The organism is Streptomyces sp. NBC_00154, from assembly GCF_026342835.1.
GTDB lineage: Bacteria > Actinomycetota > Actinomycetes > Streptomycetales > Streptomycetaceae > Streptomyces.
The window spans coordinates 7,301,317-7,325,741 of record NZ_JAPEMI010000001.1; the positions used below are offsets into that span (position 1 = coordinate 7,301,317).

Consider the following 24,425-nt stretch of genomic DNA (forward strand, 5'->3'; position numbering starts at 1 on the left):
ATGCCGAGCGGGACGGCATTGCGGCGATCATCTGCAGCACAACTTCTGTGGCAAGCCTGTCCGGTGCGCCGTCGTCACCTCCCGCCCCGTCGGGCCGTTCACGGCGAGGCCGTGGGTCCCGGGCCGGTCCGACTCCCGCGACCGGGCAGGGACTGCCCGCCGACTACCTGACGTGCGGTTCCGGGCGATCCATCCTCATGGCCGCATGTCATAACTGCGCCATGGCCAAACAGCGCCAGCCTGAGCCTATTGCTCAAGGCCAAGGACAACCCCATGCTCCGGATGATCTCCCACTCTCCTTAGCCCTTGAGGGGTCTCCTTGTCCATTCTTCCCACCCCCCGGCTTGGGCCGATCGCGCTCGGCGCGGTCGCCGCCCTGGCAATCGGGGTCATACCAGCCATCGCCGCGGCACCCGCGGACCCGCCCGACCCGGCACCGCCCGCCGGCGCCGCATCGCAGGCACCCGCAAGCGGCAGCAGCCACAGCGTCACCCTGATCACCGGCGACAAGGTCACGATCGGCACCGCCGCCGACGGCACCGTCATCCGGTCTGTGGAAGGCCCGAACGGAACCACCTCCGGCTTCCACCGCGTCGTCATGGACGGTTCGACATACGTCTACCCCGATGCGGCCCTGCCCTATGTCGGCGCGGGGCTGCTGGACGAGCAGCTGTTCAACGTGACCCGGCTGATCGCCGACGGGTACGACGACGCGCACGCAAAACGGCTGCCGCTCATCGTCCGCTACACCGACGCAGCCGACAAGTTGCGGACCGCGCCGAACGTGGCCGGCTCGACCGTTGTCCGCCGGCTGGACAGCATGCAGGGCGCGGCGGTCGCGCAAAAGCGCGACAAGGCCCCGGCGTTCTGGTCCGCGCTCACCGGCGACTCCGCGGCAGCAAGGGCACGCCGCGGATCGGTACGGCCCACCTTCGCGGGTGGTATCGCCAAGGTCTGGCTCGACGGCAAGGTGAAAGCCGACCTGGCCGAGTCCACCGCACAGATCGGCGCGCAGCAGGTCTGGGCGGAGGGCAACACCGCCAAGGGCGTGAAGGTCGCTGTCCTCGACACCGGGGTGGACAGCGAACACCCTGACCTCATCGGGCAGATCGACGCCAGCACCAGCTTCGTTCCGTACGAGGAGGACATCGCCGACTACAACGGCCATGGCACCCACGTCGCCTCGACCATCGCCGGCACCGGCAGCGCCTCCGACGCAAAGGAACGGGGTGTCGCGCCCGGAGCCCGGCTGGAGATCGGCAAGGTGCTCGACAGCGAGGGCGGGGGACAGGAGTCCTGGATCATCGCCGGTATGGAATGGGCCGCCCGGGACGCACAGGCCAAGGTCATCAGCATGAGCCTGGGCGGCGGCGGCGACAGCACCGACCCGATGAGCGAGGCGGTGGACCGACTCAGCGCCGAGACCGGTGCGTTGTTCGTGGTAGCGGCCGGCAACGGCGGGCCGCACAGCATCAGCAGTCCCGGTGCCGCGGACTCCGCGCTGACCGTCGGAGCCGTCGACGCCACGGACAAGCTCGCCGAATTCTCCAGCCAGGGCCCGCGGGACGGCGACGCCGGGCTGAAGCCGGAACTCACCGCACCCGGTGTCGACATCCTCGCGGCCCGCTCCCACTACCGGCGGGGCGGCTCGGGCTACTACACCACGATGAGCGGCACGTCGATGGCTACACCTCACGTCGCCGGCGCCGCCGCACTGCTCGCCGCCACCCACCCCGACTGGAGCGGTCCGCAGCTGAAGGCAGCACTGGTCAGCAGCACCAAGGCCACTGAGTCGTACACCCCGTACGAGGCGGGCAGTGGGCGGCTCGACGCCTCCGCAGCCGTGCACGCGTCCGTCTTCGCAACCGCCAGCGCCTTCTCCGGTTTCCACACGTGGCCCACGAAGCCAGGAGAGACCGACGTCCGGAAGGTGACGTACACCAACGTCGGCGACGCCCCGGTCACCCTGGACCTTGCGATCGATGCCGATGCCCCGGCGGGCTTGTTCACCCTCTCCGCCGACCGGGTCACCATTCCCGCACACGGCACCACCTCGGTCAACCTGACTGCGGAACTGGACCGGCTTCCCGCCGACCGGCAGATCAGCGGCATGATCACCGGCTCGGACAACGCCAAAGTGGTGCGCGCCCGGACCTTGATCGGCGTCGGCAAGGAGGGGCGTAGGCAGAATCTGACCATCGTCGCGAAGGACCGGTCGGGCAAGCCGCTCTCCGGCCGGGTCCTCCTCACCGCGGAGCACCTCTTCACGACGATCGAGCTCGACGAGTCCGGCACCGGCACCGGGCGCCTGCCCGTCGGTAGCTACAGCGGATGGCTCACCGCCGATGTGCGGGGGGCCAACGGGCCGCACTCGCTCGGCATGGCGCTGCTGAGCTTCAACGACGTTCAGCTGGACCAGGACCGCACCGTTACCCTGGACGGCCGCAAGACTCGCCAGATCCTGGCACACGTGCCGCGGCAGACCACGGCGGTCGCGCCGCGGCTGGACATCCACCGGTCGTTCACCGACAGCCTCGTCGAGAGCTCGATGCTGCCCAACGAGACGTACGACAGCATCTGGGCGCTCCCGACCGGCAAGAAGGTCACCGACGGCGAGTTCGAGTTCGGCGCCCGCTTCCGCCTCGAGCAGCCGGCGCTGACCGTGGGCACGAAGTCGGAGACCTTCGACGACCCGCTGGTCAAGCGCGCGGCCAAGCCGCTGCCGGCCGGCACGCGGAAGCTGACGGCGGTCTTCGCCGCCGAAGGTACGGCCAAGGACCTGGCGCGGAAGAATGTCCGCGGCAAGGCTGTGGTGGTGCGGCGTAGCGACACCGTGGCGATCGAGGAGCAGGCCAAGGCCGCCGCAGCGGCTGGCGCGCGGGTACTCCTGGTCGCCAACGACGGCATCGGCCGACTGCGGCCGTGGGACGAAACTCCCTGGAGCCCGCAGAACCCGGCTCCGCTGACGGTGGCGACGCTCAACGCCGACCAGGGCGGTGACCTGATCGACTCGCTCCAGCGGGGCAGCATCGAGCTGAAGGTCACCTCCCACCCCACGACCGACTACCTCTACGACGTGGTGCGTCACTGGTCCGGCACCGTCCCGGCGGACCCGACCTGGCGGGTGAAGCCGAGCGATCTGGCCCGGGTGGACGTCTCGTTCCGCAATTATCGGCCGGGCAAGGCGCTGGAGTACCGCTCCGATGTCTGGCGGGGCTGGGCCGTCGGAAACCAGCTCACCGCTCCCGCACAGGGTGAGCGGACCGACTGGGTCACCCCCGGTGCCGACTGGCTGGACGACGCCTTCACCGTCGGCGAGACCGGGCAGCACTCGATCGACGTCCTTCGCTACCGGGCCGGGAAGACCGCCGAGGTCAGCTGGTTCGGGCCGATCCAGCGGCCCCGGATGGGTCCGATCGGCTACCAGCCGGTGCGCTATCTCGACACTGTCTACATTCCCGCGCCCGGCTGGGGCGACTCCGGCTCCGGCCATGTCGGAGAAGCTCACGGCAACTTCGACGTCAAGGACTGGATGTCGCTCTACCAGGGTGATCGGCAGCTCAACTGGGGCAACGCGGAATTCCTGCGGGTTCCCGAGCTCGCGGCGGAGCGCCTGCCCTACCGGCTGGTGGTCGACAACGACCGGGCAGCCTGGGCCAATCCGTACTCGACGCACACCTTGACCGAGTGGAACTTCACCTCCGCGGCGACCGGCGCCGACTCGGCCGAGTCTCTTCCGTTGATCCAGCTCGACTACGGGGTGGACACCGACAAGGCGGGCCGGGCGGACCAGCGTGCCGAGCTGACGGTGGCGGCCTCCCACTTGCCCGGCACAACGGCGGGCATCCGGAAGCCCTCTGTCGAAGTTTCGTACGACGACGGGGCGACCTGGCAGCGGTCCGAGCTGAACCGAGACGGCGTCGCATGGCGGACGGCCCTGAAGGCGCCGAAGTCCGCGGACTTCGTCACGCTTCGGGTCACTGCCCGGGACAGCGCCGACAACAGCGTCTCCCAGACGATCACCCGGGCCTTCGGCTTGCGCTGACGTCATTGACGGAGCACATACTGGGTGGGGTCGCAGCCGGCGGCCCCACCCGGTGGTGTTCCGCCCGTTACTCGGGACGGGCCGCTCGCCGCGTCCGGCCGCAGCCACGGTGAGGCATCCACTGCCAGAACCAGATGGCCGTCTGCCCCCGGCAACGGCAGCCCGGCCAGGCTCCGGCGGAGCCGGTCGACGTCGATAGGGCCTTTGTCGAATGCGCCGTACAACGAGCCATGGCCACGGGGATGTTCAGGAGCCAACGCGAGATCGACGAGGGCCCGGACCGGACCGCACCGTCCTCAGATTGAAAGGGGCTCAGTGTCTGAGGGGTGGGACAGATGCGAGCGGGGGACCGCACGCGTACGCATCAAGCAGCTATGTGCCGAGAACCGTGACCGCCCCGGTAGGGGCGAGCCACGGAGTGCCATAAAACCATTCTAAAGAGCGAATGGTCCGATCCGGTGGAAAAGGCAAAGAAAGCGATCATGAATGTGGTCTTCTGCCGATATCGGGCGGGAGGTGACTTCCACCTGCACCTGTGACCCCCGATTTGAGGATCAAGATGCGCAGAAGTATCGCGGCTGCTTCGCTCGTTGTCGGCCTGGTGGCGGCTCTGTCCGTTCCCCTGCCGGCTTCGGCCGATCAGAGTGGGACCACGCCGGTGACGCTCTCGATCACCACCGGCACCATCGACATCACTGTGCCGACGGGGCCGGTGAGCCTGGGCACCGTCGCCGCCAGCAGTAGCCCCCAGACGGTCAGCGCACAGCTGGGGAACGTCACTGTGACAGACAACCGGGGTGGTACGACCGGCTGGGTCGTCACCGCGAACGGAACCGACTTCACGGGACCGCAGAGCATCTCGGTCTCCGCCCCCGGCTCCAGCAGCTACAACACGCCGTCCGCCACGGTCACCGGCAACGCGATCGTCAACGCCAGCAACCTGGACCCCCTGTACCCGCCAGGTCCTGTCCAGACGGCCACCAGCGTGTCCGGGATCAACACCGCCGTGTGGAACCCGACCATCTCCGTCACGGTCCCGGCGGACGCACTGGCCGGCACCTACAGCTCGACGATCACCCACTCCGTGGCCTGACCCACACACCGAAAACACTGGGGGGATCTCCACCTTGCGCAGTTTCGTTCCCGTCCTGGCACTGGTGGCCGCGGCACTCATCGCGGCCACCGGCGCCGGCTCACCTGCGACCAACACAGCGGCCGCGCCAGCACGTTCATCAGGCTCCGGCCAGGGAAGCGTCGGCGTACGCCTCGTCGACATCCCGGCCGACCTGGCCGACGATCCACGCGCACGGCACTACATCGTCGACAACCTGAGACCGGGCACGACCGTGCACCGCCGCATCGAAGTACTGAACACCACTGACTCCACCCTGCACGTCGAGGTGTATCCGGCCGCCGCCACCATCACCCACGGCTCGTTCGTAGGAGCAGCCGGCAGGAAGCGGAACGAACTCTCGTCCTGGACAAAGCTGCGACGCAGGACGCTCGATGTTCCCGCCCACGACACCCTCCGCGACACCGTGACAATCAGAGTGCCCAGGGACGCGGCACCCGGCGAGCGTTATGCCGTGGTCTGGGCGCAAGTCAGGGGCGGTCGAGGTGGTGGAGTCGCCCTGGTGAGCCGCACCGGCATCCGGATGTATCTCTCAGTCGGCGGACACAACCCCCCGGCCCCGAACTTCACCGCGCGCACCATGACGGCCGAACGCGGCCCGGACGGCCACGCGATCGTGCGTGCCCAGATCATCAACACCGGTGGCCGCGCTCTGGACCTGTCCGGCACCCTGAAACTCGCCTCGGTGTCCGGAAGCCTGAGCGCAGGCCCCTACCAGGTACAACTGGGCACCAGCCTGGCACCCCACCAGTCCGAGCCCGTGATCATTCCCGTCACCGACGAAGTGGCCGACGGCCCCTGGCGCGCCACCCTTGAACTCAGAAGCGGACTGCTCGTCAAGAAGTTCCACGCGAAGATCAAATTCCCGCACACCCACGGCATGGCCCCGGCAGCCGCGGTGGACTCCGAAGCGTCCGGCGGTGGCGCACTCAAGGGGCTGGTCGCGGGGATCCTCCTGCTGGGTACCGCCCTTCTGATCGTCGCCAACCGCGTCCGTCGTCGGCACGACGGTAGAACGGCTGACGCCGGTTCAGGCACCACCACCGGTTGACCTGTCGAGCCCACGGCTTCCTGGCGCTCACAGCGTGACCCGCAGTAGGTATGCACCGTCGGAAAGCGGTCCGCCTCTCCATGGCTTCGCCCGCTGGTCCCGTCCCGACGCCCTGGCCGGCTCACGTCACAGCGTCAGATGTTCGGTCGAGCTGACCTCCAACTCCTCGGAAAGTGAGTCCTGCTGTGACTCAGGCTGTGCGAAATCGACAAGCGCCCAGGCCGCCCCCGGTGCTACCCGACCCGCGCCCTCCGCCACTCCACTTCCTCGGCAGCCATCGGGGCCTGGATCTTGTACACGTCGCCGACCCGCAGATTGTCCGGCGTGCTGTACTCGCCGTAGGTGCCTATGACGGAGACGGCCACACGGGAATCGGGCTGCCAGAAAGTACGGAAGTAAGGGGAGTTCGCCGGGATTTCCGGGATCTCGAGCAGGGGGACACCACGCCGCTCCAGTAGGCGTTGCAGCTTTTCGAACCGAAGCCTGGGAGTGAACCGCCCGTACCGGGCGCGAACCGTCTCGTTGACGAGGGCGCGGTCCCGGTACGCGAGCCTGTGAACCTGCAGGGTGAAGTGGTGGCCCGACCATGTGTGTTCGGCGGAAGCGCGGTCCCAGAAGAACTCGGCGAGGCCGTAGTCACGGCACATGCTGTGGTCGTCGAAGGTGTTCTCACCGAAGTTCGACCCCAGGGCCATGGTCACGCGGTCGGGAGGGGCCGCGGGGCCCACGCCGAGCACGGTGCCAGTGGTGACGACGTCCACGTAGAACGCCAGGGAGTAGGGGGTCAAGACTGATCCTCGATGTGGTGTGGTCCAACGTGAAGTGGGGGCCTCCAGGACTCACGCTCCGCACGTCGCCGGAGCACACCTTCTGACCGGAGGTCCGGGCGGGAGTGGACGGGTGAGCGGCCGGAGGTCCGCCCGTCCACTCCCGCCGCGAGTCAGCGCGGCTCCGAAACCGGCCATGCGCGCGGGTACGGCACGCGCAGCGTTTCGGCCGCCACAGGGGTGTGGTCGGCGGCGGCGTGGAGGCGGCCGTCGCGGAGAACGACGGCGCCGCTGCCGAGCATGGTCGTGACCAGCTCGGCGGCGAGCGCCTCGGGCGTGAGGCCCAGGAGCCGGGCGGCGTCGGTCAGCCAGTCTCGAGCGTGCAAGTACGGCTCGACGTCGTCGGCCGGGATGCCGCCGCGGATCATCAGGGCGAATGCGAAGATCCGCCGGGCGCCGTACCGGACCGTCCCGTCCGGGTCGTCCACGAGCCGTTGCGCACGGCGCAGGGCGGCGGCGAAGGCAGCACCGGGGTCGGCGGGGATCGGGCCGTGGGAGGGCAGGATCACCCGCGGGGCGAGGTCGGCCATCCGCTTGAGGGAAGCGAGCGCGGTGGTGGCCGCGTCGAGCCCGTCGAGGGCGAGGTTCACCCAGCCGACGTCGTAGTCCGACAGTGCGTCCCCGGCCACGAGCAGCCGCTCCTCCGGCTGCCACAGCGCCAGATGCCCAGGTGTGTGCCCGGGGGTCCGGACGACTTCCCACTCGGTGTCCCCGAGCCGGAGGACCTGTCCGTCGTCGAGCGGCACGTCGACCGTGTACGGGGCGACCGGCTGGTCCAGGTACTCGGCCGCGCAGCAGCCCGGGTCCCGGCGTCGGATGGCCTCGGCCTCCAGGGCCCCGGCCGCGACGGCGGCGCCGTGCGCCTGGAGGAGGGCGTTGCCGCCGACGTGGTCGGAGTGCCAGTGGGTGTTCACCACCAGACCGACTTCCCCGGCGTGCGCACGGGCCCAGTCGGCCGTCTCTGCGGCATGACCCACGAACCCGGTGTCGACCAGGGCCGGTTGCCGTCCGTGGAGCAGCAGTGTGTTGGCGTCCGGGAACGGCCGCTGCCACCACGTTGCCCAGGACGGCAATGACGGCTGCGGGCTCACTGCTCGGGCGGCTTCACGCGGATCAGCGTCTGCTGCCCGTTGGCGACGAGCTTCCGCCCGCCGTCGTCCGTGACGCCGAACACTTCCAACTGGCAGACGGTCAGCGTGCGTCCGGCCTTCAGGACCGTTCCGACCGCCTCGAGGTACTCGCCGACCGCGGGCGCGAGGAGGTTGATCTTGTACTCGACGGTGAGAACCTCGGTGTCCTCGGGGAACAGTGTGTAGGCGGCGTAGCCGCCGGCGGTGTCGGCGATGGTGCTGGTGGCGCCGGCGTGGAAGTAGCCGTGCTGCTGGGTCACTTCGGACCGACTTGGGAGCACGATGTGCACGCGCCCCGGTCCGATGTGGGTTATCCGTGCACCGAGGTGGGCCATCAGCCCCTGGCAGTCGAAGCTGTCCTGGATGCGCTTCTGCACCTCGGGGCTCGCCTGTTCGTGCTGTGTCTGGTCTTCCACGTGCTCTCCTTCGACGGGGACATCACGGTCTCTGAACGGGGCGGGGCGGGTTCGTCAGCCGGCCAGGCGTTCCACCAGCAGGAAACCACCGATGACGATCATCATGGCACCAGAGACGCGGGTGACCGCCCGGGCCGCCGAGGGCCGGGTTTCAGGACACTGCGTCTGACCTCCACCCTCGTCATGAAGCACGTCATCGATGACCGACCGTTGCCCGAGTAGCCATCGCCGGAAGTCCGAGCACCTGGTACGCCGCAGAGCGGCGACTTAGACAACTCGGGCGGCGTGCCCGTCGCCCGTGGTCGCGAAGGAACCCGCGCCCGAGTGGTGGCCGGGCGGCGCCACAAGCCGGCACCTGTAACCCAGTGGAAAGGTGCAGATATGACTGCCTTCACCGATGCTCAGCGTGCCTACCTGGCCGGCCAGCGGCTGGGTCGCATGGCCACTGTCGACCCCAAGGGCCCGCCGCAGGCCAACCCGGTCGGATTCTTCCTCCAGGCGGACGACACCGTTCTCATCGGCGGACACCGCATGGGCGCCTCGAAGAAATGGCGCAACCTGCAGGCCAACCCGAAGATCTCCCTCGTCGTCGACGATCTCGCGAGCGTGACGCCATGGAAGCCCCGCTTCGTGGAGATCCGCGGAACAGCTGAGCTGCTCACCAGCTCCGACGCCCTGGGCCCGGGTTTCAGCCCCGAGGTGATCCGCATCCACCCTCATAGCGTTCACAGCTGGGGCCTCGACGACTGACCCCCGCTCGGCCGACCCATTCCCCGTACTTGCGTCCGACGTCTGCATCTCCCGGTCGTGCCGGGGCAACTGGCAAGCGGGGGCGACAGGCCGGCAGGGCGGCGCCGTCGCCGCCGTCACAGCCGGAATGCCGATCGCGCGGGCCGACTGCCTCCGCTGCACCACGAGTGGCCCGAACCAGCCCTATGCGGCCCTCAGGCCCTTTTCCGGATGGCAGATCCGGCATGCCTCGATGTCGGGTTCGTTCAACGCGATGATCGCCTCTTCGCGGTTGATGAACCCGAGTTGGGGTGACAGGGAGCAGCCCCCGCGGTGCAGCATCGCCGTGTCCCTGGAGAGCTTCGGCTGGATCTTCCACGACTGCTCCGCCTGCGCCCGCTCGTGGGCACGCTGCTCCTGCCGCTCTGCGACCTCCAGCTCACGGATCCGGATCCGGGTCCGGCGCAGCTGCCACTCCAGCCAGTCGGCCAGAGCACGGTTCTTGTCCAGGTCGGATATCCCGCCGGATTCGGACACCGCTACGCCTCGGCCGGCTGTTCGTGGACGTGCTTCAGCGCCATACGGGCATCGACGACGCCACTCTCCACGCTGCTCCAGAACGGGTGCGTGGACACGATGATGCCGAGTTCGAGGATGCGGGCCTTGAGGCGGGTGATCTCCGCGGCCTGCTCGTCGGTGTAGCCGGGGCTGTCTGTTTTTCCGGAGCGGAAGCTGGTGTACGGCTGTTTCTCGCTCTCCCAGCCGGGCATCGGCTCAGCCGACCACGGCAGGGTCCGGGCGTACTGCTCGTACTGAGCACGGGTTTCGTGCAGCGCGAGCTGGGCGTCGCGCAGGTCCTGGGGGAAGTCGTACGTGGGCACACGTGAATGGTACGCATGTTCGATTTTTGGATGCGAGCGGCACGACGAGCTGCTCTGGCGAATCCCTCGGATGGAGCAGGACGAGCGCCCCCGGCGTCGAAACCGCGCCACTTGGAGCGCGGTGTGCCGCCGGCGACGGTGACTGGGTTCTCGCCGGGCTCGACGTCGCCGGAGCTCTGGCCTTCCTCGCGTACGGAGCTGCCGCGGTGCGTGGACGGTCCTCTTCAGCCGCAGTAAGTGTGTGTGGGCGTCGTTCGAGGGTGGCGGGGAGTGCCCGCACCCCCCGGTGGCCAGGCCCGGTGTGGTGCCGACTGCCCACTCCGAGAGTGTGAGCGGACAGAGCCATGTCCCGGGCTGGGAGCCCGGGACCGTGTTGTTCTCCTGCAGTGCGGGCCGACGCTGTCGGGGCCGCACCGACCTCCCGTCCGAGGTTGCGTGCTGGTCGTGGACGACTGGCTATCGGGCGGTGCTGGGGAGGCGGAGACGCCCGTCGTTGACTTCGGCGACCTGGTCGACCGAAGTGAGGTGGGTGCGGTCGTGAGTGACCAGGACGGTCGCGGTGGCCTGTTGATGAGTGAGGCGGATGATCAGGTCGATGACAACGGCGCCACGTTCGTGATCGAGGGAACTGGTGGGTTCGTCGACCAGGAGAACGGTGGGGTCGTTCATCAGGGCGCGGGCGATGTTGACGCGCTGGCGCTGGCCGCCGGAGAGCTGGTGGGGGCGCCGGCCGGCCTGGTCGGCCAGGCCGACGGCGTCGAGCAGTTCCATGGCCCGGTTGTGGGCGGTGCGCGGGTTGCGACCGTCGATCTGTGCCATGACCTGGAGCTGTTCGGCGGCGGTGAGGGAGGGCAGCAGGTTGGGCTGCTGAAAGACGATGCCGATCTTGTTGCGGCGCAGGTCGGTGAGTTCACCGCGGGTCAAGCCGGTGGTGGGCGTGCCGTCGATGGTGACCGTGCCGGTATCGGGGGCGATGAGGGTGGCGGCGACGGCGAGAAGGCTGGACTTGCCGGAGCCGGAGGGGCCGACGACGGCGGTCAGGCTGCCCTCGGGCACCTGAAGGGTGACCTGGTCCAGTGCGGTCAGGCGGGATACGCCGTCGGGGTAGGTGAGGGTGATGTCGGTCAGGTTGAGGCTCATCGGGCGCTCCCCAGGGCGGTCAGTGGGTCGACGGAGGTGATGCGGCGGATGGACAGGCCGGCCCCGAGCGCGCCCAGCGCGATTGTCACGGCGGCGGGAACGAGGGCGGTGGTGGGGGTGAGGAGGAACGGCACCGCGCTGCCGGCGACCAGGGCGCCGAGGCCGGCGGCGATGCCGGTGCCGATCAGGGTGCCGCCGGCCAGCAGGACAAGGGCCTGGCCGAGCGCGTCCGTGAGCAGATTGGCGGTGGAGGCGCCCAGAGCCTTGAGGACGGCGACGTCGCCGCTGCGCTGGATGGTCCACACGGTGAAGAAGGCGCCGATGACCAGGGCGGAGATTGCGAACAGGAAGCCACGCATCAGTTGCAGGGAGCCGTTTTCGGAGGTGTAGGAGCCGATCGCGGACAGCGAGTCGTCCTTGGAGACCGTCTTGGTGCCCGCCGCCTGGTCAGCGGCCTTGAGGTCGGTGCCGGAGGTGGTGTTGAGGGCGATGACGGTGGCGGTGGGCCCGTCGGCGGTGCCCGTGGGAGGTGCGGTCTTCTGCCAGGTGTCGAGGCTGGTCCAGATGACGGGGGTGTGGCTGAAGGAGGCGTCACCGCTCACCGCGGCGACGGTCAGTTTCTGCCCGGCCAGGGCGATGGTGTCGCCCGCCGCGACGCCCAGGCTGTCAGCGGCGGCGGTCGAGAGGACCACCGCGTGACCGTCGATCTTGTTGCTGTCGGGGGCGAGCGTGGAGCTGGGCTTCACGCCGAAGGCGGAGACGCCTGTGCTCCTGCTCCCGGCGGTCGCCTTGGTGGTGGTGATGCCCAGCGCTTCGGCGCTGCTCACGCCGGGCGTCCTGGCCCACTGTTGCCACTGCTTCTCGGTGACGGTGGAGTTCGAGTACGACGGGTCCTCGCCCTCGCCGGGCGCGCCGAAGGTGATCTTGTCAGCGGGCAGGGACGTGATCGCGGAGATGTTCTGCCGGCCCAGCCCGGCGGTCAGTCCGGACAGCAGCCCGACCAGCAGGGTGATCAGCACGATGACGGTGCCCATCAGGGCGAAGCGCCCTTTGGCGAATTTCAGGTCTCTCCAGGCGACGAACACGGCTTGGACCTGCTCTTTCATGGGCGGAATCGGTATGTCCCCACCGTCGCTGCCAATCCCCTCCAGAGGCATCTGGCCCAGGACAGCACTTGGCGCATCGAAAGGCGGCAGCCCGGTTGTAACTTTCGATGGAAGCCGCGCAGAGGTTTTCTCCTTAGGGTGGAAGGACTGTGAACACCACCGCCCCCGCCTTGACCCCCACCACCAGAGCCCTGGCCTGGTGCCTGCACCTGCTGGTCATCGGCCTGCTCGCCCTGGCGGCCGGCCGGGCCGTGACCGATGGCCGCCCGCACGCCGGGTGGGTCGTCGCCGCGGCCGCGGCTTGCGGCCTCGTCTACGCGGCCGGCCCGCTGCTGCCACGCGTCAGCCGCTCGCGGCCGGCCGCAGCGCTGTGGCTGGCCGCTGTAGGTGCTGTCTGGCTGGTGCTGCTGGCCCTGTCCGCCGACGGGGTGTGGGTGGCATTCCCGCTGTACTTTCTCGAGCTCCACCTGCTGGCCCGCCGCGCCGGACTGGCCGCCGTGGCGGTCACCGGGCTGGCCGCCGTCGCAGGCTTCACCGCACATCAGGGCACCTTCAGCGCTGCGATGGCGATCGGCCCGGCCCTCGGCGCCGCCGTGGCGGTGGCGGTGGTGTGGGGGTATCAGGCTCTGTACCTGGAGAGCGAACAACGCCGGCACCTGATCGAGGAGCTCACCGCCACCCGCGCAGATCTGGCTGCCGCCCAGCACACCGCCGGCGTGCTGTCCGAGCGCGAACGTCTGGCCCGCGAGATCCACGACACTCTGGCCCAGGGCCTCTCCAGCATCCAGCTGCTGCTGCGCGCCGCCGAACGCGCCCTGCCCGGCACCCCCGAAAGTGCCGCCCGCTACGTCGACCAGGCCCGCCAGGCCGCCGTCGACAACCTCGCCGAGGCCCGCCGCTTCGTCGCCGCCCTCGGCCCGCCCGCCCTGGAAGGCACCACCCTGGCCCGCGCTCTGGAACGCCTGTGCGCCACCACCAGTGCCCGCCACCGGATCACCGCCCGCTTCCACCTCACCGGCGACCCGCTACCGCTGCCGACCGCCCATGAGGTCGCACTGCTGCGCATCACGCAGTCCGCCCTCGGGAACACCGTCCGCCACGCCAAGGCCACCGCAGCCGAGGTCACCCTCAGCTACCTCGGCGACCACGTCGCCGTGGACATCGTCGACGACGGGCGCGGCTTCGATCCCCACCACCTGCCCGTCCCCGACCCGGAGGCCGGGGGGTTCGGGCTGGCCGCCATGCGCGCCCGCGTCCACGGTCTGGGGGGCACCCTCATCATCGAGTCCACTCCAGGTCACGGCACTGCCCTGGCCGCCCAGCTCCCTCTGACCCCCTCCGCCCAGAACGAGCCCGAGGCCCGCCCGTGACCGACACCCCCATCCGCCTGCTCCTGGCCGACGACCACCCCGTCGTGCGCGCAGGGCTGCGCGCCGTGCTGGAGACCGAAGCCGGCATCGAAGTGGTGGCCGAAGCCCCAACCGCCGAGGAAGCCGTCGCCCGCGCCGCCCAGGGCGACATCGATGTCGTCCTCATGGACCTTCAGTTCGGCAAGGGAATGAACGGCGCCGAGGCCACCGCCGCCATCACCGCACGCCCCCAAGCCCCCCGCGTGCTGATCGTCACCACCTACGACACCGACGCCGATACCCTTCGCGCCATCGAAGCCGGCGCCACCGGCTACCTCCTCAAGGACGCCCCACCCGAGGACCTGGCCGCCGCCGTACGCACCGCGGCGGCAGGCCGCACCACACTGGCACCCACGGTCGCGGACCGGCTGATGAACCGACTGCGCACTCCCGGCACCACCCTGACTCGGCGCGAGACCGAAGTTCTCGCACTGGTCGCCGTGGGCCTGTCCAACCAAGCCATCGGCAACCGGCTCCACCTCACCGAAGGGACGGTCAAGTCCCACCTGGCCCGCATCTACGTGAAACTCGGCGTCGACTCCCGCACCGCTGCCGTCGCCACCGCCACCGAACTCGGCCTCATCCGGCGATAACGACCCAAGGCAGTTCGCCCGGCGCACCGGCCCGCCCGCCCGGCCACACCTCCCTGAGCGCGAACCCGTTCGGTTGTGCCGTCACACATTGCAGCTGCCACCCAAGGTCGACCAACCAGGTCTGAAGCGCTCGTGACAGCCCTTGCGTCAGTGCTTCCAATGGTCACGCAGCGGCAGCCAGTGCCGCATCAGACAACGCTCGCCCTGTTGTGACCACCTGGAGAATCATCCCGAAAGGAAGATCGCGATACCCGCCTTCTGGCGTCAGGGACAGGCACCACGAGATGATCACGCCTATGGCAGATGTGATTTTCTTCGATCTGGACGGCACCCTGGTCGATCATCGCAGCGCGGTCTTGGAAACGATCGGCCAGATCGTCCAGGCCGCGCCGAACGCGACGGCTCCTTCGGAGGAGTTGGTGACGTTGTGGTGGACGCTGGAGGCGCGCCACATGCGGGAATACCTGGCTGGTCAGTGCTCTTTCGCTGAGCACTACCGACGCAGGCTCCGTTCCTTCCTGCCGATGCTCGGCGAGCCGGTTCCTGAACGTCCCGGCCTTCTGGATGCCTGGATCGCCGAGCGCTACCTCACCGTGTTCGAGGAGTCCTGGCGGTGCTATCCCGATGTTCAGCCATGCCTGGAGACCCTGAAACGGCTTCCCCGAGGACCGCGTCTGGCTGTTCTCACCAACGGGGACCCCGAGCAGCAGCGCGCCAAACTCGCCCGCTTCGGCCTCCTCGAATACTTCGAAGCCGTTCTGACCCCGACCGAGCTCGGTGCGGCCAAGCCCGTCGCCTACGCCACCGCCTGCCGGCGGATGCGGACGGACCCCGCGCAGGTGGTCAACGTGGGCGACATGCTGGAAACCGATGTAAACGCAGCCGCCCTCGCCGGGCTCACCGGCATCTGGCTGGACCGCGGCATCGACTTCGTCACCGGTGGACCATCGCCGACGGCAGACCAGACGGTGCTCCGCATCGAACGGCTCACCGACCTCCCCAACCACCTGTCACGCACGAATGCCTGACCGGCTCTCACGGCCGTCGTAAGTGAGCGACCCGGGTCAACGCCTTCCCCCGGGGCACGCATCAGCTGGTTCCAAGAATCATGGCCAGGTTCCAACTACCGTGGCTCGGCTCAACGAACCACTCAGCCCTTGGCCGTGAGATCGATGATGACGAGGGCCGGCGGCTGCTGCGGATCATCCGCAGGGGCACCGGCTCGGTGGTGACGTGACGGCGCGCGCAGAGGGTACTGCTGTCTACCCAGGGCGTGCTCGTGGCGAAGATCGCCGAGGTGACGTTCACCAGCCCGGACCGGGTCCGCGATGTGATCCATGACTTCAACACCGACGGCTTCGAGGCGCTCTACCCGAAGTACAAAGGCGGACGCTCGAGGACCTTCACCCTTCCGGAACGGCGCGAGATCAAGAAGATCGCCAAGTCCAAGCCGGCCGAGCACGACCTGCCGTTCTCGACCTGGAGCCTGGCCAGGCTGGCCGACTTGCTGGTCGCCGAGGGGGTGGTCGACGACATCAGCTACGAGGGCCTTCGGGTCCTGCTCCGTGAGGAGGGCGTCTCCTTTCCAACGCGAAGACCTGGAAGGCCACGCCAGGCCGAGCCATTCCGACTGCGCGCGGCTGTCTCCTTCATCAGATGGACGAACAAGCGAGGCCTGACCCGGAACCTGGAGTGTCCCGGACGTCCCCGGCCCTTGACGTCGGTCTTGGGCGGCGCTGGCCGAGGACAGCTGGTCCAGCTATCTCACGGCCCTCAGGGTTGCCGAATAGCTCCTTGTCGTCAGACGTCGCCCTTACCGAAGCGTGCCAGGCAGTGCCAAACCTTCTTGAGATCCTGGAGGGCGTAGAGGCCTGTCCGAGCAGCGTCGCCGATGATCCTCGGATCAAGCCGGCCATCAACGGCGATCTCGGTACCGAGGTCAACGTATTCCTGTCCGCGATAGCTCGGATGGTGCCGCAGTTCATCCACGCCGAGCCGAAAACCTGGATGCCATTCGATCGGGCAGGACAAGCGGCGAGCTGCGGATTCGACGGCTGTGCCGCGATAGCTGGGATCCAGCACCAGTGCCTCTACATCACGGTCGAACCGAACCGGACCGTGAATCTGTGCCTCGATATGACAGTCCAGGGCATCCAAATCCTCGGCCTCAGCCAGTTCGACGAGCGAGCAGCGGGCGGCGACACCAAAGGCGGAAGGCTCAGTGGAGCTGTCGGGGTAGCAGAACGTGGTGCGCGCAAGAGCCTCAGCGGTTAGCCGGAAGTACGAGGAGCCGAACCGCGGCGCGCCGCCGATCGGATCACGACGGTAGTTCAACGCCCCGTACACGGGACGCTGGTCGGCCGCAGCGTCGTCGTATGCGCCGGCGAAGATATGACTCTCCCAGCGCCACCGATCCCCGCCGGGATGAGCGGTCAGACCGCCGTTGCTCGTACCTGTCACGAACTGCGAGCGATAGACACCATCTTCCGCCATCTTGGCCAGGACGGGACGGTTCCCCGCTGCACGATCGGGATGGAAATGCATCGTCACCCGTAGGTCGTGAGCAAGTGGTTCTCCCCTGGACGAAGCCGCGACATATCGCAGAGCTCTCTCCTGAAGCGATAAAGCAGTGTCAGCACGCATGCGTGGAGTGTGTACGGACTGCAGGCGCCAACGCACCACAGTTTGAACGGCTCCAGCGCCTTGCGGGCCCATCGGCCCCCGCAGTAACTACGCACACCGAATAGTGCAGGGCTGGAACACCGCCTGTTCACCGGTACGGCACAACCAAGGCCGGCCGCCAAGTTGCGGCCTGCATCGCGGGCCTGGACTGGGCCCCGCGACGAGCAACAACAGGGCCGCTGGAATGAACAGATACATGCCGATGACGGTGCCGATCAGGGCCCAGGCCAGCAGGCCCGCCCCGACGACGCAGCAAGCCGGTTCGAGGTCTAGTTGGTCGGCGCTGGCGCTGAAGTTGGCCGCAGGGTAGCGGTTCACGACCGCAGCGAGAACCAGGGGTGCCCCTTCTGGGCGTGCGCCGGTGTGATCCGGGAGAGGCTGACCCGAAAGCCAGTCCGTGAACGGCCGCCATCCTTCCCGCGACTGGACGACGACAGACCGCGGCGAAGTGCCGCTTGTCCGATGGGAGGCAGTCGTGACCGAACGCGATGTCCTGCTCAACGAACTCGCTCAGGGGCTGCGCCCGATGTCGCAGGGCATCGAATGGTTCGACGCGCTCGGCCCAGAGGAGCAGTCCGAGGCGTTGCTGTTCCTGTGCCACCACTGTGTCCAGGCGCGCGCCGTCGCCGAGGACGGACCGGAGAGCATCCGTCGTGCCGGGCTGCGCCCGACGCACACACCCGCGGTCCTGATCACGCGCGGCCGCATCGAGCACCAGTTGGGGAAGATCGCTTCTCTCACCCCCCTCGACGAACGCCGTAAGGCGTTCCGGCTAATGGTCGCGGTACTCGCAATCGCCGATGGACGACGGCGCAAGCGCTTCTGCTCAGACGGGTGCGGTCACTGGTGGCACAGGTTGTCCGCCGCTGACTGATCCCTCCGTCGGCACCTGCGCACGACGCCGCTCCTGAATCAGACGGGTACGTGGCCAGACGGACCGACAGCAGCGTCGAGTCACTGCTGCGGATGCCGACTCACATGAGGGTGACGCGCATCCCGCGCTCGGCCAGGACTTCGAGTACCGTGGTGACCAGGTCATACGGCTCGCCCTCCGGCGTCAGGAGGCGGGACAGGTGATCGCGCGCGGTCGCGGCATCCCGCCAGAGCAGGGGCGCGGGGGCGATGTAGCCGAAGTTGCCGCCCAGGCAGTCGACGAGGGCGCCCAGGCAGCCGCCGAAGTAGCCGCCCGGCCCGTTGACGGCCTCGCCGAGTGCCAGGTAGAGGCTCGGTTTGTCGGTGATGTGCCGGCCCTCCGGCACGTACGCGTGTCCGGCCGGCTGGTCCTGGTGCTCGAGCCGGCAGCCCCGCTCACGGACGAGATCGAGCCAGGCCCCGCGCTGCCGGGTGTCGAGGTCGACCCATGCACCACGGGCGTCCGGCGGGCCGGCCAGCCAGCGCTCCCAGATGGGTCGGGCGTATCCCGGTACGGGTGCGAGCTCGCCGTCGAGTTCCAGATCGATCAGATGCGGCCCGCGGGAGGAAGGGCGCCACGAGCGCACTGTGGGCCGCAGCAGCCGGTCGGTGAGCGGGTACGGCGGCAAACACGTGCGCCTGCTCCGGCCCGACCACCTCGATCCGCACGTCTGGGTCATTCACCGGCTCCGTGAGGTCGCGGCGCAGCGGTGTCCACGGCTGGTCGGCGTTCCAGCCGTCCTCGAACAGCAGATCTTGGACCAGTGCACCCATCGGCGCCTCGATGTTCGCCTTCCCCTCGGGCAGCACGCCGCGCTCCGGCTCGGTCACGTCTTCAACCAACTGCTGCGCCAGCTCCTCGTCCTGATGAGCGTCCGGCGCGATCGTCAGCCGCAACAGTCCGGGACCGTCCAGCAGTCCGACAGCGAGAATCCGTCCTTCCCGGCTCCACGTCCTGACCGCCGCGGCGGTCGCTTCCGCACCTAAACGCCAGAACCAGCCCAGGTCCCCCGGATGCAATTGCATCGGCGCCCCGTCGTACTGCCACCCCCGCAGCACGCCCACAGCCTCGCTCAGCCCGTCGACTCCCGGCTTGCCTAACACAATCGCCATACCCCCGATCACACACCACCGCACCGACACTCCGCACCCGGTTCCGACCGGTCGGCCGGAACGAGTTCGCCTGTGCGCCGGTTTCGGCGGACCAGGAGCTGGTTGTGTCCGGGGAAGCGGGCTTGGTGGCGAAGCCAACATCGGCGGGGATGCCGGCCGACGCGCACCGCTGGCGGTCCTCGGCCCAGGAGCGCGGGACGTACAACTCCCGTTCGATGGCGGCGTGTCCGGTCTGCGCGGAGTAGACCAGGTAGACCGCGACCTGGGCATTCTCGATCCTGCCCGCGGTGCCGGTGTACTGGCGCTGCACTCCGACCGTCGTGGTGCCCTTCTTCAGGTCGCCGGTCTCGTCCACGACCAGGACCGCTTCCTCGTCGCGCAGGTGGTCCAACACGTAGGGCCGAATGTCGTCGCGGACCGAGTCGGCGTCCCACTTGGCACGGCCGAGTAGGTGCTGCATCCCGTGCGGGGTGGGCTCCCCGACGTGCTCGGCGATCGTCCAGCAGTTCTTGCGCGGCAAGTCCGACAGCAGCCCCAGTACCAATGAGCGGGCCCGGCGGCGGGGTTCCACCCGGGAGAACCGACCTGCGATTGTTCAACGTCTACGCTGTGACCTGCGGCCAATGCTTGATCCTTCGTTGTTTCACAAACCACGATGATCTTCGGTGGCCGCACGATTTCCCAGGCGAGAGATCACGACTCCCGGCCCTGGATTACTGGCTCCGCCCGACGATGGAGAGCCCTGATGAGTCGCTACGAGTTGAACGAGCGCGAAGCCTTCGTAGCCATGTCGCGGTTCGTGTGGCAGTTCGCGAACCGCGCCGGGGACGACCTTCTCACGCTCCTGGGCGACATCGGCATCGAGGCGGACGGCAGGACAACGGACCCCGCAGCCTTACGCCGCCCGCAAGAACCGCGCCTACCTACGCAGACGCCGTATGCGCTGCACCATCCCGGACAGGGCCGATCAGGCGCGCAGCCGAAAGAAACTCGGCTCCCACGGTGACCGCCCGCCGAGGTTCGACCCGGAAGATTACAAGGCCCGACATGCAGTTGAGTGCGGCATCAATCCTCTCAAAAGGCACCGCGCCATGGCCACGAGGTACGACAAACTCGCGGTCCGATACGAGGCGACCGTCCTGGTTGCAGCCATCAACGAGTGGCTGTGACCGAGCCCTTCGCTCACCTCCTCGTTAGTCTGAGCGATTGTGAACAGACGGCGGCAAAAGAAACTGTCGGAGCGTCTCGTCGGGGCAGCGACCTTCGGCGACAGCGCCCATATCAATGCACTGCTGCTAGCCGGGACCTGTCCGGAGACAGGCAACACCGAGGGCACCACGCCTCTATACGCGGCATCAGTCCACGGAGCCACCGACAACGTCCTCTGTCTGCTGGCAGCCGGGGCCTCGCCCAACACCGAAAGCGGACGCGGCGCGGAAGGCACACCCCTGTGCGCGGCAGCATGCTGGGGCCATACCGAAACGGTGCGTGCACTCCTCACCTACGGCGCCGATCCCAATCTCCACGAAGATCACGGCATGGGCCGTTCGCCGCTTCAATGGGCGACGACCGGGCCCTACCCCGAGACGATCGCCGTGCTTCTCGCGGCAGGTGCCCGACCACACGACCCAGCCACGTGACCCATCCCGTAATTCCGGGTCTCGTCAGCCACTTTCGATACGGGAGAGGACTTCATCGGCCTTCAGGCCTCGGTCGACCCCGTGCGGCACCACCTGCCTGCCGGGTCGAGGTCCAGGCGCTCATCGTCGAGGTAGACCTCCGCCTTGTCGGGCTCGAAGGGGACCAGGTCGTCGACCCGCCCGACCTCGGTGTAAGCCCTCGTGGTAGAACCATGCTGCCTTCCTGGACTCGCCGCTGTCGTAGTAGCCGGTCAGCGCTTTGTGGGGGCAGAACGTCTGGCCCCCTACCGGCGTCAGTACCTTCTCCTGGATGTCCTCACGCGGCACGTACCACCGCGGTGCGCACGCGGACTCGTAGAGCACCGCCGACCGCGTGATCCGCGCGATCACCGTGTCCCCGAATGGGGCCGGCCGGCCACAGACCTGAAACCGTGACCCGCGACGTCCGGGGCTAGGTTGCCGCCGCGAAAGCGTCGACGCCCGTGAGGTCGGCCGACAGCGCCCACAGGCGCGCGGCCTGCTCGGGGTCGGTCGCATGTGCGTGCACGCCGCCTTCCGAGCTGTCGCCGGCTGGCTCGGCTATGTCGCAGTCCTCGCAGTACACGCCGCCCATGCCTGCCAGCTGGGGGGAGGTCGCCGCCCATACCTGCGTCGCCGCGCCCTGCGCGGGCGTCTTGAAGGTGGGATCGGTCGGGTTGCCGGTCTCGTCGATCCAGCCCGCGTCGACCATCTCCGCCTTCGCGAGGTGGCGCTGCAGCGGGGTGAGGATGCTGCCCGGATGCAGCGCGAACGCTCTGACTCCGGCGTCGCGGCAGAGCGCATCGAGCTGCATGGCGAACAACACGTTCGCCGTCTTCGCCTGTCCGTACGCCTGCCATCTGTCGTAGCCACGCTCGAACTGCACATCGTCCCAGCGCACGCCGGTGATGCCGTGGGCGCCGGACGACACGGCGACCACGCGGGCGCCACCGCGGGCGATCGCCGGCCAGAGATGGTTGATCAGCGCGTAGTGACCGAGGTGGTTGGTGGCGAACTGCGCCTCCCACCCCGGGCCGACCCGCGTCTCGGGGCAGGCCATGACCCCAGCGTTGTTGATCACGATGTCGACCTTGCGACCCGAGGCCAGGAACCGCTCGGCGAAACCGCGGACGCTTTCGAGGTCGGACAAGTCGAGGTCGTCGGTCTCGACGCCGGCGATGCCCTCGACCGCCTCCTGGGCGGCCGCCCGTCGCCGGGCGGGGACCACGACGCGCGCCCCGGCACCCGCCAGGGCGCGGGTTGTCTCCAGACCAAGTCCCGAGTAGCCACCGGTGACGATCGCGGTGCTGCCGGACAGGTCGATCCCGCGCAGGACGTCGTCCACGGTGCTCCGGGCGCCGAAGCCCGATCCGATCTTGTGCTGAGGTGTCGTCATGACGGAGACGCTAGATGCTGGACCGCGCTCTAGGTGTACTGACCCGTGAGGTTGGGGACGCGGCTGGCGGGTGGTTGGCCCTTGAGCGCGGTGTGTCCGCGGTGGTGATTGTAGGTGTGCAGCCAGGCGGGGTAGGCCTCGCGTCGTTCGCTCTCGGTGCGGTAGAGCTTTGCGTAGGCCCATTCGTCGAGGAGAGTGCGGTTGAACCGCTCCACCTTCCCGTTGGTCTGGGGCCTGTAGGGCCGAGTGCGCTTGTGTGAAATGCCTTGTTCGGCAAGGGAGTTGCGCCAAAGGTGTGACCTGTAGCAGGACCCGTTGTCAGTGAGAACCCGCTGGACGGTGATGCCGGCAGCGGTGAAGAAGGTCTGGGCTCGCTGCCAGAATCCGACGGCGGTTTCCTTCTTCTCGTCGGTGAGGATCTCGCTGTAGGCGAGTCGGGAGTGGTCGTCGACGGCGTTGTGCAGGAAGCTCATGCCGGCGTTCGCCCGGTTCTTTCGGCCCTCGGCCCGGCCGAGGACCTTGTGGCCGCCGCCGTCGGGGATGTTGCCGAGTTTCTTGATGTCGACGTGCACGAGGTCGCCGGGAGCGACGTGTTCGTAGCGGCGGATCACCCGGCCGGTGGCGCGGTCCAGGTGGGCCAGGCGGGCGAGGCCGTACCGGGTGAGAACACGGTGCACGGTCGCGGGATTCAGCCGTAGCAGGTAGGCGATACGGGCCGGTCCCCAGCGGCGCAGAAGCCGGACTTTGATGATCCGCCGCTCGGTGCGGGTCGGGGTCCGACGCGGGCTGTGGTGCGGCCGTGAGGAGAGGTCGGCCATACCGGCCTCGCCGAGCTCGCGGTAACGGGCGGCCCACCGCTGGGCCGTCGTGGGCGAGACCTGGAAGCGTTCGGCGGCCCGCCGCAGCGGCCAGCCGTCCTCGACGACGCAGCGGGCCAGACGCAGACGTCCGGTCTCGGTCAAGGGTGCATTACGGTGGGGCATGAGGGCCTTCTGATCGTTCGGTGGAGATGTCGCAATCCACACCGAACCCGGAAGGCCCTCACTCGTTCAAGATCCCCAAGCCGTGGGATCCGTCACCAACCTCCGTGGTCAGAACATCTAGGGCAAGGGCCCGTGACGGCGAACGTCCGGGTCCAGCCGTTGCGTCTGTGCTGGATCACCACAATCACCGGCGGTGGCTATCCCGGTACCGAACCATTCAAGTACGGGCAGGGCCAATTGAGATGACGTCCGACTGGGCCTGTCCGGAGTCGTGATCACGCGGCGGGGAAAGGGATTGGACGGGACCGTGACGCCGCCCGAGGAGGTGAGACCCATGAACGCTGTATCGACGTGGGTGCCCCCCTTCCCGTCACGGCCGGCGATTGACGTAGGTGTCGCCGGGAGTGCCTCGACAACAAGGCACTCCCGAAAGGCAACACCTATGCACTCTCTTCAATTCACTGCCAAGTCGTCGTCGAACAGCATGATCGAACGCGACTTCATCGTGGGCGACGTCCCCGGTGTGCTCTGGTCGCCGGCCTCCGGCGCCGATCAGGCACCCCTGGTGCTGATGGGCCACGGTGGGGGCAACCACAAGAAGCATCTGGCGATGGCGGGCCGGGCACAGCGCCTCGTGACCGGCTGCGGCTTCCATGTCGCCGTCATCGACGCGCCCGGTCACGGCGACCGGCCGCGCACCGCGCACGACGAGCAGGAGATTGCCGAGCTGCGCAAGGCGCAGGCGGCGGGCGAGCCGGAAGGGCCGATCGTCGTCCGTTACAACGCCCGCCTGGCGGAGCTCGCCGTGCCCGAGTGGCAGGCGACCCTGGACGCCCTTCAGGAACTTCCAGAGATCGGCACCGATGGCCCGGTGGGCTACGTCGGCATCGGCATGGGCACCGCGATCGGGGTGCCGCTGGTGGCGACCGAGCCCAGGATCACGGCCGCGGTCTTCGGCCTGATGTGGCCCGATGCCCTGATCGAGAAGGCGAAGCAGATCACCATCCCCATCGAGTTCGCCATGCAGTGGGACAACGAGCGCATCCCGCGCGAGGCCAGCCTCGCGCTGTTCGACGCCTTCGCCTCGAAGGAGAAGACGTTGCACGCCAACGCGGGCAAGCACTTCGACTTCCCCAGGTTCGAGGCCGACAGCGCGGTCCGGTTCCTCGCCCGGCACTTCGGCCGAGCGGTCACCTCGCCGGCCTGACGTGCGCGGTTGCGG

General features: G+C 68.5%; 23 protein-coding genes and 5 pseudogenes. 13 read left to right on the forward strand and 15 right to left on the reverse strand.

The window, feature by feature from the left end; genetic code table 11:
- Positions 1-319: 319 nt before the first annotated feature.
- Positions 320-4,045, forward strand: a complete 3,726-nt coding sequence (locus tag OHA03_RS32670) for a S8 family serine peptidase (RefSeq protein WP_267007295.1) — start codon at positions 320-322, stop codon at positions 4,043-4,045.
- 71 nt (positions 4,046-4,116) lie between these two features.
- Here the strand turns inward: OHA03_RS32670 and OHA03_RS32675 are convergent.
- Positions 4,117-4,332: pseudogene (locus OHA03_RS32675) on the reverse strand (transposase); the annotation flags it as partial.
- Between the two features lie 272 nt (positions 4,333-4,604).
- Between OHA03_RS32675 and OHA03_RS32680 the strand changes: the two are divergent.
- Together OHA03_RS32680 and OHA03_RS32685 are read left to right on the forward strand one after the other, a co-directional pair.
- Complete coding sequence (locus OHA03_RS32680; RefSeq protein ID WP_267007296.1) at positions 4,605-5,138, forward strand: hypothetical protein; 534 nt, start codon at positions 4,605-4,607, stop codon at positions 5,136-5,138.
- 34 nt (positions 5,139-5,172) lie between these two features.
- Complete coding sequence (locus tag OHA03_RS32685) at positions 5,173-6,228, forward strand: hypothetical protein (RefSeq protein WP_267007297.1); 1,056 nt, start codon at positions 5,173-5,175, stop codon at positions 6,226-6,228.
- Between the two features lie 233 nt (positions 6,229-6,461).
- Here the strand turns inward: OHA03_RS32685 and OHA03_RS32690 are convergent, their stop codons facing one another.
- The 3 genes from OHA03_RS32690 to OHA03_RS32700 all read right to left on the reverse strand — a co-directional run bounded on the left by OHA03_RS32690 (position 6,462) and on the right by OHA03_RS32700 (position 8,601).
- Positions 6,462-7,016 (reverse strand): hypothetical protein, encoded by a 555-nt coding sequence (locus tag OHA03_RS32690; RefSeq protein WP_267007298.1) that lies wholly within the window; start codon positions 7,014-7,016, stop codon positions 6,462-6,464.
- Positions 7,017-7,168: 152 nt separating this feature from the next.
- Entirely contained in the window at positions 7,169-8,128 is a 960-nt protein-coding gene (locus tag OHA03_RS32695; RefSeq protein ID WP_267007299.1) for an MBL fold metallo-hydrolase, read from the reverse strand.
- 14 nt (positions 8,129-8,142) lie between these two features.
- Positions 8,143-8,601 carry a PaaI family thioesterase gene (locus OHA03_RS32700; protein ID WP_267007300.1) on the reverse strand — a complete coding sequence of 153 codons (459 nt, stop codon included), beginning with the start codon at positions 8,599-8,601 and terminating at the stop codon, positions 8,143-8,145.
- Positions 8,602-8,982: 381 nt separating this feature from the next.
- On the opposite strand from OHA03_RS32700, the gene OHA03_RS32705 reads away from it, so the two are divergent.
- Positions 8,983-9,351 (forward strand): PPOX class F420-dependent oxidoreductase, encoded by a 369-nt coding sequence (locus tag OHA03_RS32705; RefSeq protein WP_267007301.1) that lies wholly within the window; start codon positions 8,983-8,985, stop codon positions 9,349-9,351.
- Between the two features lie 183 nt (positions 9,352-9,534).
- On the opposite strand, the gene OHA03_RS32710 is transcribed toward OHA03_RS32705, so the two are convergent.
- From OHA03_RS32710 to OHA03_RS32725, 4 genes are all read right to left on the reverse strand, one after another.
- The gene (locus tag OHA03_RS32710) at positions 9,535-9,867 is read right to left on the reverse strand and encodes a DUF6233 domain-containing protein (RefSeq protein WP_267007302.1); all 333 of its coding nucleotides are present in this window, start codon (positions 9,865-9,867) and stop codon (positions 9,535-9,537) included.
- Between the two features lie 2 nt (positions 9,868-9,869).
- Entirely contained in the window at positions 9,870-10,211 is a 342-nt protein-coding gene (locus tag OHA03_RS32715) for a hypothetical protein (protein WP_267007303.1), read from the reverse strand.
- 456 nt (positions 10,212-10,667) lie between these two features.
- Complete coding sequence (locus tag OHA03_RS32720) at positions 10,668-11,351, reverse strand: ABC transporter ATP-binding protein (RefSeq protein WP_267007304.1); 684 nt, start codon at positions 11,349-11,351, stop codon at positions 10,668-10,670.
- Positions 11,348-12,436, reverse strand: coding sequence for an ABC transporter permease (locus tag OHA03_RS32725; RefSeq protein WP_267008247.1), 1,089 nt, complete (start codon positions 12,434-12,436; stop codon positions 11,348-11,350). The genes OHA03_RS32720 and OHA03_RS32725 overlap by 4 nt, the downstream gene beginning before the upstream one ends.
- Before the next feature lie 170 nt (positions 12,437-12,606).
- On the opposite strand from OHA03_RS32725, the gene OHA03_RS32730 reads away from it, so the two are divergent.
- The 4 genes and pseudogenes from OHA03_RS32730 to OHA03_RS47880 form a co-directional block, all read left to right on the forward strand.
- Positions 12,607-13,827 carry a sensor histidine kinase gene (locus OHA03_RS32730; protein ID WP_267007305.1) on the forward strand — a complete coding sequence of 407 codons (1,221 nt, stop codon included), beginning with the start codon at positions 12,607-12,609 and terminating at the stop codon, positions 13,825-13,827.
- A complete protein-coding gene (locus tag OHA03_RS32735; protein ID WP_267007306.1) occupies positions 13,824-14,459 on the forward strand; it encodes a response regulator transcription factor in 636 nt (211 codons plus the stop codon). Before OHA03_RS32730 ends, OHA03_RS32735 begins: the two co-directional genes overlap by 4 nt.
- A 296-nt stretch (positions 14,460-14,755) precedes the next feature.
- A complete protein-coding gene (locus OHA03_RS32740; protein WP_267007307.1) occupies positions 14,756-15,487 on the forward strand; it encodes an HAD family hydrolase in 732 nt (243 codons plus the stop codon).
- An 80-nt stretch (positions 15,488-15,567) separates the two neighbouring features.
- Positions 15,568-16,064, forward strand: a pseudogene (locus OHA03_RS47880) (helix-turn-helix domain-containing protein); the annotation flags it as partial.
- A gap of 195 nt (positions 16,065-16,259) precedes the next feature.
- On the opposite strand, the gene OHA03_RS32750 reads toward OHA03_RS47880, so the two are convergent.
- Positions 16,260-17,003 (reverse strand): DUF3626 domain-containing protein, encoded by a 744-nt coding sequence (locus OHA03_RS32750; RefSeq protein ID WP_267008249.1) that lies wholly within the window; start codon positions 17,001-17,003, stop codon positions 16,260-16,262.
- 613 nt (positions 17,004-17,616) lie between these two features.
- On the opposite strand from OHA03_RS32750, the gene OHA03_RS32755 reads away from it, so the two are divergent.
- Positions 17,617-18,015: a DUF5958 family protein gene (locus OHA03_RS32755; protein ID WP_267007308.1), complete on the forward strand. Its 399-nt coding sequence runs from the start codon at positions 17,617-17,619 to the stop codon at positions 18,013-18,015.
- Between the two features lie 100 nt (positions 18,016-18,115).
- On the opposite strand, the pseudogene OHA03_RS32760 reads toward OHA03_RS32755, so the two are convergent.
- The 3 pseudogenes from OHA03_RS32760 to OHA03_RS32770 all read right to left on the reverse strand — a co-directional run.
- Positions 18,116-18,670: pseudogene (locus OHA03_RS32760) on the reverse strand (hypothetical protein); the annotation flags it as partial.
- A 1-nt stretch (position 18,671) separates the two neighbouring features.
- A pseudogene (locus tag OHA03_RS32765) lies at positions 18,672-19,166 on the reverse strand (GNAT family N-acetyltransferase); the annotation flags it as partial.
- A pseudogene (locus OHA03_RS32770) lies at positions 19,162-19,758 on the reverse strand (IS701 family transposase); the annotation flags it as partial. The pseudogenes OHA03_RS32770 and OHA03_RS32765, both read right to left, overlap by 5 nt.
- 153 nt (positions 19,759-19,911) lie before the next feature.
- Here OHA03_RS32770 and OHA03_RS32775 point away from each other — a divergent pair.
- Genes OHA03_RS32775 through OHA03_RS32785 form a run of 3 tightly spaced genes read left to right on the forward strand, consistent with a single transcriptional unit; the run spans position 19,912 to position 20,806 of the window.
- Positions 19,912-20,172, forward strand: coding sequence for a hypothetical protein (locus OHA03_RS32775; protein WP_267008289.1), 261 nt, complete (start codon positions 19,912-19,914; stop codon positions 20,170-20,172).
- On the forward strand, positions 20,105-20,335 hold the full coding sequence (locus OHA03_RS32780) for a hypothetical protein (protein ID WP_267007309.1): 231 nt from the start codon (positions 20,105-20,107) through the stop codon (positions 20,333-20,335). Before OHA03_RS32775 ends, OHA03_RS32780 begins: the two co-directional genes overlap by 68 nt.
- Before the next feature lie 39 nt (positions 20,336-20,374).
- Positions 20,375-20,806, forward strand: a complete 432-nt coding sequence (locus OHA03_RS32785) for an ankyrin repeat domain-containing protein (RefSeq protein ID WP_267007310.1) — start codon at positions 20,375-20,377, stop codon at positions 20,804-20,806.
- 120 nt (positions 20,807-20,926) lie between these two features.
- On the opposite strand, the gene OHA03_RS32790 is transcribed toward OHA03_RS32785, so the two are convergent.
- The 3 genes from OHA03_RS32790 to OHA03_RS32800 are packed head-to-tail and all read right to left on the reverse strand — an operon-like array spanning position 20,927 to position 23,203.
- A complete protein-coding gene (locus OHA03_RS32790; RefSeq protein WP_267007311.1) occupies positions 20,927-21,343 on the reverse strand; it encodes a DUF427 domain-containing protein in 417 nt (138 codons plus the stop codon).
- Positions 21,258-22,220, reverse strand: coding sequence for an SDR family NAD(P)-dependent oxidoreductase (locus tag OHA03_RS32795; protein WP_267007312.1), 963 nt, complete (start codon positions 22,218-22,220; stop codon positions 21,258-21,260). Before OHA03_RS32795 ends, OHA03_RS32790 begins: the two co-directional genes overlap by 86 nt.
- 29 nt (positions 22,221-22,249) lie before the next feature.
- Positions 22,250-23,203 carry an IS481 family transposase gene (locus OHA03_RS32800; protein ID WP_267004077.1) on the reverse strand — a complete coding sequence of 318 codons (954 nt, stop codon included), beginning with the start codon at positions 23,201-23,203 and terminating at the stop codon, positions 22,250-22,252.
- Between the two features lie 442 nt (positions 23,204-23,645).
- Between OHA03_RS32800 and OHA03_RS32805 the strand changes: the two genes are divergently transcribed.
- A complete protein-coding gene (locus OHA03_RS32805) occupies positions 23,646-24,410 on the forward strand; it encodes an alpha/beta hydrolase (RefSeq protein WP_267007313.1) in 765 nt (254 codons plus the stop codon).
- The last annotated feature ends 15 nt before the right edge of the window (positions 24,411-24,425 follow it).

Bases quoted from the DNA above. Each gene is read 5' to 3' on its own strand.
- OHA03_RS32680 (WP_267007296.1), top strand. From the start codon at position 4,605: ATGCGCAGAAGTATCGCGGCTGCTTCGCTCGTTGTCGGCCTGGTGGCG.
- OHA03_RS32705 (WP_267007301.1), top strand. From the start codon at position 8,983: ATGACTGCCTTCACCGATGCTCAGCGTGCCTACCTGGCCGGCCAGCGG.
- OHA03_RS32720 (WP_267007304.1), bottom strand. From the start codon at position 11,351: ATGAGCCTCAACCTGACCGACATCACCCTCACCTACCCCGACGGCGTA.
- OHA03_RS32740 (WP_267007307.1), top strand. From the start codon at position 14,756: ATGGCAGATGTGATTTTCTTCGATCTGGACGGCACCCTGGTCGATCAT.
- OHA03_RS32750 (WP_267008249.1), bottom strand. From the start codon at position 17,003: ATGCATTTCCATCCCGATCGTGCAGCGGGGAACCGTCCCGTCCTGGCC.
- OHA03_RS32775 (WP_267008289.1), top strand. From the start codon at position 19,912: ATGAGTCGCTACGAGTTGAACGAGCGCGAAGCCTTCGTAGCCATGTCG.
- OHA03_RS32780 (WP_267007309.1), top strand. From the start codon at position 20,105: ATGCGCTGCACCATCCCGGACAGGGCCGATCAGGCGCGCAGCCGAAAG.
- OHA03_RS32790 (WP_267007311.1), bottom strand. From the start codon at position 21,343: ATGCGACCGACCCCGAGCAGGCCGCGCGCCTGTGGGCGCTGTCGGCCG.
- OHA03_RS32795 (WP_267007312.1), bottom strand. From the start codon at position 22,220: ATGACGACACCTCAGCACAAGATCGGATCGGGCTTCGGCGCCCGGAGC.
- OHA03_RS32800 (WP_267004077.1), bottom strand. From the start codon at position 23,203: ATGCCCCACCGTAATGCACCCTTGACCGAGACCGGACGTCTGCGTCTG.
- OHA03_RS32805 (WP_267007313.1), top strand. From the start codon at position 23,646: ATGCACTCTCTTCAATTCACTGCCAAGTCGTCGTCGAACAGCATGATC.